Here is an 827-nt window from a genome sequence, read left to right as displayed (position 1 = left end):
GTCTCAAGACCTCCAACTTCAAAATAGCGGCTATTAGGAAATTCTTTCGTGATTCCTTCGACAAGAGAAATACCATCTTTTTCTCGAAAACTAATCGCCCAAGCACCAGAGACTTCTGAAGCTTTATTAGCCAAGTCCCCAATAATACTGATCTTGGTATCTGTTGCCAGTGGAAGAAGGTCGTCTTTATTTTTTAACAAAACAATGGATTTCTCAGCAGCTTCTAAGGCGAGGGCTTTATTGTCTTCAGAAAGTTCATCTGATTCAGGAAGTTCGACATACGGATGGTCAAATAAACCCAACCACATTTTTACCCGTAGGATACGTTCAACAGCTTGATCAACGGTTTCAAGTGAAATCGTTCCAGACGCTAAAGAGTCTTTTAAGGTCTTCAAATAAATTTCCGTTCCCATATCCATGTCAAGACCTGCATAGAGTGCTTTAGCACCTGCTTCTGCCTCATCTGAAACGATACCATGGGCGACACATTCACGAATCGCATTGGCGTCACTAACCACAAATCCATCAAATCCAAATTCCTCACGTAATTTGTCTGTCAACATCTCACGATTAACCGTACAAGGTACACCGTTTAAATCATTGAAAGCTGCCATAACCGTTGTGGCACCGGCATCAATAGCTGCTCTAAACGGCGGGAGATAGACATTGCGAAGAAGGGACTCAGACATGGACACTGTATTGTAGTCACGGCCACCTTCACAAGCGCCATAACCAACATAATGCTTCAAGCAAGCCGCAACATAGTTCAGGTGAGACGATTGATCGTTTTGCAGACCTTCGATCTTTGCCTTGGCAAATTGTGATAA

At 42.9% G+C, this 827-nt stretch carries 1 protein-coding gene; it reads right to left on the bottom strand.

The annotated features are described in order from the left end of the window. A partial coding sequence (locus GZ996_RS11635) for a glycoside hydrolase family 3 protein (protein WP_202922628.1) occupies nucleotides 1-827 on the bottom strand: 827 nt, incomplete at both ends.

The sequence above is a fragment of the Streptococcus sp. S784/96/1 genome (genome assembly GCF_902729355.1).
Taxonomy (GTDB): domain Bacteria; phylum Bacillota; class Bacilli; order Lactobacillales; family Streptococcaceae; genus Streptococcus; species Streptococcus caledonicus.
Note: the sequence above shows the minus strand (reverse complement) of the source record. Positions and strands in the feature narration are given on the sequence as shown.